The organism is Bartonella sp. AP58NXGY (genome assembly GCF_042195785.1).
Lineage (GTDB): Bacteria > Pseudomonadota > Alphaproteobacteria > Rhizobiales > Rhizobiaceae > Bartonella.
Window position 1 is genome coordinate 1 of sequence record NZ_JBHIOY010000151.1, and the last position, 904, is coordinate 904.

At 38.2% G+C, this 904-nt stretch carries 1 pseudogene; it reads right to left on the minus strand.

Annotation, left to right across the window (positions count from 1 at the left end):
- Positions 1–904, minus strand: a pseudogene (locus ACFINC_RS10105) (hypothetical protein); the annotation flags it as partial.

Sequence of the window (904 nt, forward strand, 5' to 3'; positions counted from 1 at the left end):
AACCGATATGACATGTGTCTTTTCATTTTGTTTAACAAGGCTGTCTCCTACAACTTGGTTAATTTGCTCATTCACTTCATTATGAATATTCGTGAATGATTGATTCACGCCTTCAAAGGCTTCAGCTACAGTTGTATATTCCTGCTCTGTTTCCTTGCCATTATCATCGAACTTCTTAACCTTAAAGACAGGAGAACTCCATTTGCCTTTCTCATCATAACCTGCTCCACCGCCAAAATATTTTGCAAACTGATCCTGTAAGGAATAAAGCTGAGATCCTGTCACTGCATCTGTGGAGCCTTTAGAAACAGTACCATCTAAAAGATGCGTAATCTTGCTATCTGACTTCTCATCACCTTCGCCATGTTGCGCACTAAAGGCTTTGTCAGTCTTGCTCCACAATAAAGCATCTCCTTGAACATGTTGTGTAATATTTGTTATATTTTCAGTCAGTTCGTTAAACTTAGTCGTAAGAGTATTATTTACTTCATTGATGTTCGTCTCAAGCTGAGCTTTATTAACGGCTTCATTATCTTTCTCTGCTGCCTTAACTCCAGAAAGCCTACGATCCTCACCATTTTTATTGGTAATACTGATTGCACCGCCCTCTTTTTCTGCACCGATCTTGATAAGACCTGTCTCATCTTGTTTGACAAGACTATCACTAACAATATTAGTGATTTGGTTATTCACCTCATTATGGATATCTGTAATAGAAGTGCTCATACCTGCAAAGGCATCCGCAACATTATCATAGACGATTTCTTCAACTTCATTACTATCCTTTTTAACTGTTTTGACTTTAAAGCTTGGAACAGTCCATTTTCCATCCTGATATTCAGCCCCACCACCAAAATAGGTCGCAACCTTATTATTGGTCTCAAAAAGCTGTGAACCATTAATT